The sequence below is a fragment of the Streptomyces niveiscabiei genome, from assembly GCF_033794345.1.
Taxonomy (GTDB): Bacteria; Actinomycetota; Actinomycetes; order Streptomycetales; family Streptomycetaceae; genus Streptomyces; species Streptomyces niveiscabiei.
The window spans coordinates 1-9,088 of the sequence record NZ_JARAYJ010000082.1 but is presented as its reverse complement, the minus strand read 5'-3'; the positions used below and the strand labels follow the sequence as shown (position 1 = coordinate 9,088).

Sequence of the window (9,088 nt, the reverse complement as noted above, 5' to 3'; positions counted from 1 at the left end):
CTCCAGCGAGTACTTTCTGGGGGCGGCCATGGTCGATGTTCCTCTCATGAGTCCCATCTGACCCTCTGTCAACACACTCCGCATCTCGGGGGAACCTCACTCCACCCATCACCATGGCGAAGTCCGGACCAGCCGAGAGGATGTCACCGTGAGTGGCCGTCGGCGTGGTGTGTCTCCAGTCGGTTCAGCAACTCCTCAAGGGCCAGCATGGCGTGGCCGCTGCGGCGGCCTTCGGCCAGGCAGTCGTGAAGGGTTTCGACGTCCTGGGAGCGGACCTTGCCGCCGTGGTGGAAACGGTTGAACGCCCGGTAGTCCAGCGGCAGCATCTCCCGTTCGATGTTCTGGTGCGCTCGGGCTGTCTCGCGCGGCCCCATGGCCTTGGCCATCTGCTGTCCCGTCCGGCCGTGCCGGGGGAGGGTCATGATCTCGGCCTGGGCGCGGCAGGCCAGGCCCCACAGTTCCTCGTCCCGCGTCAGGGTGGCGAAGTCGGGCCAGCCGGCGAGTTCGCCGGCCGCGTACACCGGTGAGGCGGCGTTGGAGAGGACGTTGTCGACCTCGCGGCTGATCTGCGCGCACTTCGACACGCCGCTGCGCTCGTACAGCTCGGCGAACTGCTGGGCGGCGGTGGCGTTGCCCGTCTCGATGCGGAAGCCGGTCCGGTTCGCCGGATGCCGGTAGCAGATGCTCGCCTGTGCCACGTGTGCCGGGTCCGTCGGCGGGTGGATGGGCAGGTCGGCCGTGGCCTGGTGGCTGAGCATGCCGAGGAATCCGTGGGTGAGCCGGTCCTCCTCGATGCCCAGGGCCTGGAGGTGGTGCTCACGGACGCCGAGGCCGAAGCCGCACATGATGACGTGCGCGTCGCAGGCCCGGACCACGTTGCCCAGGCCACGTAGCAGCTCGATGCCCTCCGGTGCCCGGCTGGTGTGGCCGTCGAGGGTGATGATGACGAACTGGAAGCTGGTGCCCGCCAGCTGGGTGATGTTGTCTACAACGCGGTAGTCGTCGAACGTCTTCAGTTCGGCGTCGTCGTAGCAGTACAGCCGTTGTGCGGCGCTCAGTGGAGCCTTGCGGCCCGGCCGCACCAGGAACGTGACGTCGGCTTCCGCCAGGCTGAGGTGATAGCCGACGGGCAGGCCCGTTGCCCCGGCGCCGACGATGAGGATGGATGGGGCGGTCATGTGAATGCCTCCGGTTGAGGAGTGGTTGGTCTTGGTGATCCGGGCCGGCTGGGTCAGCCGAGTTCGGCGAGTCGTCGTGTCGCCGGTGCGGCGTGGCCCTCGATCCATCGCTTCGCGTCCGTGCCCGGAGGCGGGGAGGTGATCACTGTGTCGATCCCGAGCGCTTCGAATCGAGGTACTAGCTATGACACTCAGTCTCACAATAGGTATTTGATACCAGAACTGCAATCGTGACTCTGTCCGCGGTACGATTCGGGGCATGACCCCAGCCGCGACGCGAACCAGCACCCGAGACATCGCCCGCAGCGCCGTGCGCGCCGAGCTGGCCCAGGCGGCCTTCGAACTGTTCCGCCGCGAGGGGTACGAAAACGTCACCATTAACGACCTTGCCGCCGCGGCGGGCGTGTCGCGCAGCACGTTCCTGCGCTACTTCGGCAGCAAGGAGGAGGCCGCACTCAACGCCTTCGACGCTCACGGTGAGCGCGTCGCCGACGCGCTGCGCGCCCGCCCGGCCACCGAGGACGACTGGACCGCGCTACGGCGTGCACTGGACACCGCGCTGGAGCACTACCGTCAGGACCCGGACAGCGCCCTTGCGATGACACGGCTGGTCCAGGACACCCCGGCGCTCTGCGCGCGCCAACTGGAGAAGCAGAGCGGCTGGCGGCCGGCCTTGGCGCGGGCATTGGCCGAGCGAACCGGCTCGGCCGAGCAGACGACACTGGCCCACGCCGTACGCGCCGCCGCAGCCCTGGACTGCTTGAACGTTGCCCTCGACCACTGGACCGCATCCGACGGCCAACTGGATCTGACCGGCCTCCTGGACGACGCTTTCGCCGCCCTGACCCCCTCACGACAGTCTTGATCAGTCGAACGCTGTTCCTGTTCGGGTGATGTGGCGGTGGCCGAGTCATAACGGCAGGGCCTCCTGTGGTAGCTCGTGGTTGCGATCCCAATCGAGCAGCACAAGGAGGCTCTGTGTCGCAGATTTTCGTACTCGCGTCCACGGAGTCCGACGCGCCGTCTCCGGCGTGTGACTGCCTCGCGCACAGGTTTGGCAACGCGGCGGACGGGCCGGAGCGCGGATGGTGTCCCTTGTCGTGCAACGCCGTTGCGTTTAGCCGGGTGGTGCCTTGTCAAGAATGCCGTCCGTGATGATCGCGGTGTGGAGCTTGTAGCGCATGCACCTGCGGGGATGACGGTGGTGGGTAAAGGAATACTTGCCCTGCCGTTTACGTATCCGCGCCTTCAACCGGTGGCGAGGTCGTGGCGGGTGAAGGCCGGCCAGGGCGGCCCGGCCGATGGAGCCCACCAGCGAGGCCGGAGCCGTGCTCGACGGGAACTCGCCTGTGACGATGGTGTCGGCGGCGGCCCGCAGCAGGACCGTGAAGCTGACGCGGCGTGCAGATAGTTCCGCGTGGACGAGGGTGAGGTCGTCCGCAGTGTGGATCAGGGCCTGGTAGACCGTGAGAAGGGCGTACAACTCCTGCTCGATGCCGGGAACGGTCCTGGATCGCAGGATGCGGCCGTCCAGGAGGGTCGACTTCAGCGAGAAGTAGCAGGTCTCGGCCTCCCAGCGGCGGTGGTAGATCTCGATCAGTTCCCGGGCGGGATAGCGGTCGGCGTCGAGCAGGCTGGTGATCAGGCGCCACAACTCGGTGCGCTGGGTGCCGTCTTCGAGGCTGACGGTGATCCAGGCTTCGATGATCCGGACCTGGAGGCGTCGGCCGTATCCTCGGCCGGCGCGGTAGTGCTGGGAGCGGATGAAGGTCAGATAGGAGCCGTCGGAGAGTGCCAGCCGGGTGGTGGGGCAGCGTTTTCTGGTGGAGCGGAGCAGGAACGCGGCGCCGGTCTCGGATACTGCGTTGAGGAAGTCCACGGCGTCGTAGTAGGCGTCGGCCAGCAGCAGCATGGAGGCGTCCAGGCTCGCCAGGAGGCGGTGAGCGTAGGACAGTTCGCCGATGCGATCGGGGCCGAAGGCGGCGTCGAGCAGGGCGCGGGTGCCGCACTCCACCAGGGCCACGAGGCGGAGCATCGGATAGCCGAACTCCTTCACCTCGCCGATGTGTTTGGGAAAGTGCCAGGTGACGGCGGGATCGTCGGGGACGCACTGGGTGGTGCCGTCCAGGGCGACCAGGCGCCGTCCGCGGTAGAACGAGTCCCGTTGTCGGGTCGGAGAGGCAACCGGGCCTGCCAAGACCTCGAAGAGCCGGCGCAGCGGTGCGGTGCCCACCCGGCGCCGCGCACGCGACAGCGACGACGCACACGGGCATGCCGTCACCGCCTTGCCGAGACCGGCGGTCAGCTTCGCCCACACCCCTGCATACGAGACTCCCTCGAACACGGCGAGCGCGAGCACGAAGTACACCACCACCCGCGCAGGCAGCAGCCGCAGCCGCTGTTCCCGGGCGGCAGTCTCGTCAACAACGGCGTCGACCAGGCAGGGATCGATGATCTGGGTCAACTCGCCCAACTGGCCCGGGGCATAGACATCAAGGGGTGTCGGACACCGCCCGACGCTGGCAGACTGCTGCGGCACGGGACCTCCGAGTACTCGTTCCTGGGCTCGACACCACAGGAACTACTCGAGGTCCCGCCCCATGACCAGGTACTTGACACCCAGCCCGAACTGCTAAAGCAACGGCGTTGCACGACGAGGGACACGACCGTCCATGACTGGCATCCCACCATCCTGCGTCGCCGTCAGCGTACTGCGCGTGGCCGCGGCACTACACAGGCACTACACCCAACTCCTGCGCCGCATCGAACAGTTGAGCTGTACTCGTCGAACGGTTGCCCGCTGCGCACGGCGGCCGACGAGACCGCGCGGCAAGCCGCTCGGGCCTGCCGGTCCCGAACCGCCCTGCGCGCTTCAACGCGTACCCCTTGAGTGCTACGACGCCGTCGTACCGGGGAACCACGACCTCGCCGACTTGATGCGTCTGCGGGACCCGCAGCGGTTCCCGCCGGTGGTCTGCTGCAACCTGAGCCCGCCGTCCGGTTTCGGCGGGCGCTGGGAGACCGGCCTGCTTTTTCCCGTACGCGGTCTGCGGGTCGGTGTGGTCGGTTTCATCGGCGCGCAGGCGTACGAAGCGATCCCGCCGGAGGAACGGGCCGGGTTCGCCTTCCAGGAGGTGTCCGCTGAGCTGCTGTCCGTCGAACGCGACCGGTTGCTCCCCGAGGGGGCCGATGCCGTCATCGGGGTGAGCCACAGCGGTTTCGGGCACGATGTGGCCCTTCAGGAAAGCGGGTTGAGCCCGTTCGACCTGATCGTGGCGGCCCACTGCCACCGTGAGCAGTACCACTGGACATCGGGTACACGGCATGTCGTCAAGGCCCCAGAACTGGGCGCCGGACTGCTGCGTCTCGACCTCGACAGCGCCGGTGCGTGGAACTTCACCACCGAGTACCACCCGCCGACCACCAGTGCGGTCGGGCCGGGGCGGATTTCCTGCCCGCGTACGAGGCATGGGGGGCCGAGCTCCTCGGCCGTCTCACCACTTCGGTTCCGGACCGGGCCGTCCTCGCGTAACTGCTGGCGGCCCAGGCCCGCGCGGACAGCGGCGCAGGCGCCTTCCTGCTGAACCTGTCGACGCTGCGCGGCGGCCTGCTGGAAGCGGTGACACGCCGGGCACTGGCCGACGCGGTGCCGTTCGACACCACGCTGGTGCGCCTCACCGGCGAATACGACACCGGCGACCTCGTCCGAAGGACGAAGGCCCTCGGCGAGGAACCCGTACTCGCCTCCGCCCCCCCGCGACGGGCACGCGGGCGTGGCCACCACCGCCTACCTCGCCGACCGTCTGGGGATTCCCCACCTCCCCGTGGTGCCGCGCGCCACGCTCCGTTCCACAGTCCTTGCTCTCACTCAGGAGTACGTATGAGTGCCTTACCCGTCCTGAGCGCCACTCGTCTGTTCGAGGGGCTGGCCAGTCACCGCTCTTTCGAGGAAGAGTTCTATGGCCCTCTAGCGGTGGTTTGTTGACGGCGGGTTCGTGTGGGAGTGGGCCGTGAGGTGAAGGCGTCAACTACGGTCTGGGGAGCCCGAGATGACGAAGCGGTTGCCGTGTCCGCCCGCGCCCGGTCCGCTGGAAGGGTACGCCGGCGGGTTCGATGATCTCTTCGGGACGCTGGCCCAGCGGCGTGGGTTTCGCGAGTACCTGGCCGGGCTGCTGCTGCCCCGTGACCGCAACAGGACGCTGACCTGTCCGGCCGGTACGGAACCGGTGGCCGGTGCCCAGCACGCTTCCGTGCAGCGGCTTCAGTTCTTCCTGTCCGAGTCGACCTGGAGCCAAGAAGCTGTCAACCCGCCGCCTGGAGCTGCTGCTGGCCGACCCGGCCACCGCCCCGCACCCGGGCGGAGTCCTGATGATCGATGACTCAGGGGACCGCAAGGACGGGACGGCGACGGCGCACGGGGGCAAGCAGTATCCGGCTCGGTCGGGAAGATCGACCGCGGTGTGGTCACCGTGACCACGTGCTGGGCGGACGAGCGCGTGTACTACCCGGTGGATGCCTGCCCCTATACCCGGGCCCATCACTTCCCCCGCGGCAAGAACGACCCGAGCTTTCGCACCAAACTGCGGATCGCGGCCGACCTGGCCGCCCGGGCCAAGGCGGCCGGGCTGGTCTTCCGTGCAGTGGCGGCCGACTGTGCCTACGGCGACCAGGACAGCTTCCGCTCAGACTTCCACGCCACCGGCCCACCGTTCGTGATGGCTCTCAAGCCCCGGCACGGAACGTGGGCCTACGGCCGGGACGCCCACACTCCCGCCGATGCCGCCCGCCTCCTGGCCTGGCAGGATGCGGAACATCCCGGGGACTGGGCCCGCATCGAGCGCACGTTCCGCGACGGGCACACCGCCACCTGGTGGGCCGCGGAGGCCCGGCTGGGTTGGTGGGGCCCGGACGGGAACGTCCGCCTGGTGGTGGCCACAGCCGACCCGGCCACCCTGCCGGCGAAGGCGACCTGGTACCTGGCCACCGACCTGCCCCGCCCAGGCTCGCCACGCGCGGCCGCATCGCCCTGCCCGCCCGCCACCCTCGCCGAGATCGTGCGGATCTACGGGCTGCGGCACTGGGTCGAGCAGAGCTACAAACAGGTCAAGGACGAACTTGGCCGGGCCGACTTCCAGGTCCGCTCCGACACTGCAATCCGGCGCCACCAGACCCTCGTGAACTGCGCGTTCAGCTTCTGCTGGCACACCTGGTTCGCCCCACCAACGCCCCCGCCCCCTGCCAGCCGACCAGCCACCCGGTCCTGACACACTGCCAGGCCCGTCAGAGAGGGGGAGACCCCGAGTCCCAACTGCCCCAACCGGCTTGCTGGCCCCAGGCACTCCGAGCCGTCCGTGGCTGGCTGACACCCTGGGCCACGCTGCGACGCTACTGGCGGGCATGGTCCACGAAGCCCCCGCCCCCAGCACTCCAGGAACTGATCAACACTGTCGGCAACGGCAGACCTCTTGATCTCTACTGCCCGGTCTGACAAACCACGCCGAATACGCCGAGCGCCGCGGTGGCCGAGCCGGCCGGAGCCGACGTGAGCGACGCACCGCGGCCGCTCCCGGCAGCACACCGAGCCCAGCCGTCGCTCCCCTCGCCAAGGACAAGGTGACCTCCTGACGCGTCCCCAGGAGTGCCCGCCCCTCAAGAGGTGATACATATCGTTGACAGTCAGAATCAGACTTTGAGTCTATGGACACCGTCTGGTGGACTCGATGCCATGGCAGTGATGAACGAGTGCCTCGATCTGAGGGTCGACGGTGTGGATCTGAGTGTCGCCGCGAGCCACCGGGACGGAACCGGTATCCCCGTCGTCTTCCTGCACGGTTTCGGCTCCACGAAGGAGGACTACGCCGACGTCGCGTTCCACCCCGCGTTCGCCGGGCGGCCGCTGTTCGCCTACGACGCTCCGGGCTGCGGGGAGACGACCTTCGAGGAACTGTCGAGGGTCTCGATCCCGTTCCTGGTACGGACCGCCCGGGAGGTACTCGAGCGGGCGGGGATCCTGCGGTTCCACCTGGTCGGGCACTCCATGGGCGGCCTGACCGGACTGCTGCTGGCCCACCAGGAACCCGACCGCGTCCTCAGCTTCGTCGACATCGAGGGCAACGTGGCCCCGGAGGACTGCTTCCTGAGCCGCCAGATTCTCACCCACCCCTCAGGCGACGCCGAACGCTTCCTGGCCGACTTCACCGAACGGGCACGCCGCGCACCGCAGTTCGCCAGTTCCCTGTACGCGGCGGGCCTGCGCCACAAGGTCCGGGCCGGCGCGGTGCGCGGGATCTTCGAGTCGATGGTCGACCTGTCCGACCACGGCGACCTGATGACGAAGTTCCTGTCGCTGCCCTTCCCGCGCATGTTCCTGTACGGCGAGCAGAACTCCTCCCTGTCGTACCTGACGAAACTCGCCGCCAACGGCGTCGAGTTGGCGGAGATCGCACACAGCGGGCACTGGCCGATGTACTCCAACCCCGTCGCGATGTGGGAACGGATCGCCGATTTCCACGCCCGCGCCCAGCGCTGACGAACCCCGAAGGCACCCGATGAAGCCCTTCCGGCCCTCCCAGGCCATCTCCCGTGTCCAGCAGTCCTCCCTGCGGCCGACCTTCACGGCGCCGCCCGGGGTCGTCTCCCTGGCGATGGGAGAACCCGACTTCCCCACCCCGGAGCCCATCGCCGAGGCCCTGCGCCAGGCGATCCGGGACGGCCACACCCACTACGGCGACCTCAACGGCGATCTTGAACTGCGCGCGCTGATCGCGGACCGGGCCGGCCTCCTGTCGGCGGAGCCGTACGCCGAGAACTCCGTGGTGATCAGCCACGGCGGCTCGGCGGCCATCACCGCGAGCGCGCTGGCCGTCGTGGACCCCGGGGACCGGGTGGTCATCCCCGAGCCCACCTACTCGCTCTACCCCGACGCCGTACGCCTGGCCGGCGGTGAACCGGTGCTCGTCCCCATGACCGCGAACCACCACCTGGACTTCGACGCGCTGTCCGCCGCACTGCCCGGTGCGCGCATGGTCGTGCTGTGCAACCCGTCCAACCCGACCGGCGCGGTGCTGCCGCCCGAGGACCTCGCGCGGCTCGGGGAACTCCTCGACGGCACGGACACCCTCGTCCTCGTCGACGAGGCGTACGCCGACCTCGTCTACGACGGCGTGCCCTTCGTCTCCTCGCTGGCCATCGCCTCCCTGCGCGGCCGGCTCATCTACGTCAACACCCTCTCCAAGACGTACGCCATGACCGGCTGGCGCATCGGCTACGCGATCGCCCCCGCCGAGGTCACCACCGCCGTCCGCCACGTCCACCGCACCTTCAACGGATCCGTCAACGCCGCCGTGCAGCGCGCCGCCCTCACGGCCCTCCGGCTGGGCCCCGAGATCGCCGCCCCCATGTTCAAGGCGTACCAGGAGCGCCGCGACTTCGTGGCGAAGCGCCTGGCCGTCACCGATCTGCTCCACGGCAACGAGCCCGAGGGTGCCTTCTACGCGTTCGCCCGCTACGACGCCGACCTGCCGTCGACGGAAGTGACGCGCTTCCTCCTCCAGGAGGGCGTCGCCGTACGCGCCGGCAGCGAGTACGGCCCCAGCGGGCACCGGCACATCCGGCTGTCCTTCGCCGCCGCCCTCGACACCCTCGACGAGGGCATCACCCGCATCACCACGGCACTCGAACGGCTCCGGACCACGGGGGTGCCCTCGGCTCAGGCATAGCCGCCGTCGTCTCCGCCCGGTTCATACGCGCCGTTGCCCGGGCGGGAACAGCCCCGGCCGCCCCACCCCTTGGCGGCCGGGGCCGTACGCGTGCCCGCAGGGAAGCAAGAAGAGTGGCGGGGGGGGGGGGGGGGGGGGGGGGGGGGGGGGGGGCGCCGCGGCCACCCCCCCCCCCCCCGCCGGGCGGCGCGG

The 9,088-nt window shown here is 69.2% G+C and carries 6 protein-coding genes and 1 pseudogene; 5 read left to right on the top strand and 2 right to left on the bottom strand.

Annotated elements, in window-relative coordinates; genetic code table 11:
* Positions 1–143: 143 nt before the first annotated feature.
* A complete protein-coding gene (locus PV682_RS43675) occupies positions 144–1,178 on the bottom strand; it encodes a ketopantoate reductase family protein (protein ID WP_319738466.1) in 1,035 nt (344 codons plus the stop codon).
* Positions 1,179–1,437: 259 nt separating this feature from the next.
* Between PV682_RS43675 and PV682_RS43670 the strand changes: the two genes are divergently transcribed.
* Positions 1,438–2,043, top strand: coding sequence for a TetR/AcrR family transcriptional regulator (locus PV682_RS43670; RefSeq protein ID WP_319738464.1), 606 nt, complete (start codon positions 1,438–1,440; stop codon positions 2,041–2,043).
* Positions 2,044–2,295: 252 nt separating this feature from the next.
* On the opposite strand, the gene PV682_RS43665 is transcribed toward PV682_RS43670, so the two are convergent.
* Entirely contained in the window at positions 2,296–3,717 is a 1,422-nt protein-coding gene (locus PV682_RS43665) for an IS4 family transposase (protein WP_319738463.1), read from the bottom strand.
* A gap of 178 nt (positions 3,718–3,895) precedes the next feature.
* On the opposite strand from PV682_RS43665, the gene PV682_RS43660 reads away from it, so the two are divergent.
* The 4 genes and pseudogenes from PV682_RS43660 to PV682_RS43645 all read left to right on the top strand — a co-directional run bounded on the left by PV682_RS43660 (position 3,896) and on the right by PV682_RS43645 (position 8,896).
* Positions 3,896–4,762, top strand: coding sequence for a metallophosphoesterase family protein (locus PV682_RS43660; RefSeq protein WP_319738462.1), 867 nt, complete (start codon positions 3,896–3,898; stop codon positions 4,760–4,762).
* Positions 4,763–5,227: 465 nt separating this feature from the next.
* Positions 5,228–6,647 (top strand): annotated as a pseudogene (locus PV682_RS44580) (IS701 family transposase).
* Positions 6,648–6,903: 256 nt separating this feature from the next.
* Positions 6,904–7,707, top strand: coding sequence for an alpha/beta fold hydrolase (locus tag PV682_RS43650; protein ID WP_319738460.1), 804 nt, complete (start codon positions 6,904–6,906; stop codon positions 7,705–7,707).
* Between the two features lie 19 nt (positions 7,708–7,726).
* Positions 7,727–8,896 (top strand): pyridoxal phosphate-dependent aminotransferase, encoded by a 1,170-nt coding sequence (locus PV682_RS43645; protein ID WP_319738458.1) that lies wholly within the window; start codon positions 7,727–7,729, stop codon positions 8,894–8,896.
* Positions 8,897–9,088 lie beyond the last annotated feature (192 nt).

Excerpts from the sequence above, each read along its gene's own strand:
- PV682_RS43645 (WP_319738458.1), top strand. The coding sequence starts at position 7,727 with ATGAAGCCCTTCCGGCCCTCCCAGGCCATCTCCCGTGTCCAGCAGTCC.
- PV682_RS43650 (WP_319738460.1), top strand. The coding sequence starts at position 6,904 with ATGGCAGTGATGAACGAGTGCCTCGATCTGAGGGTCGACGGTGTGGAT.
- PV682_RS43675 (WP_319738466.1), bottom strand. The coding sequence starts at position 1,178 with ATGACCGCCCCATCCATCCTCATCGTCGGCGCCGGGGCAACGGGCCTG.
- PV682_RS43670 (WP_319738464.1), top strand. The coding sequence starts at position 1,438 with ATGACCCCAGCCGCGACGCGAACCAGCACCCGAGACATCGCCCGCAGC.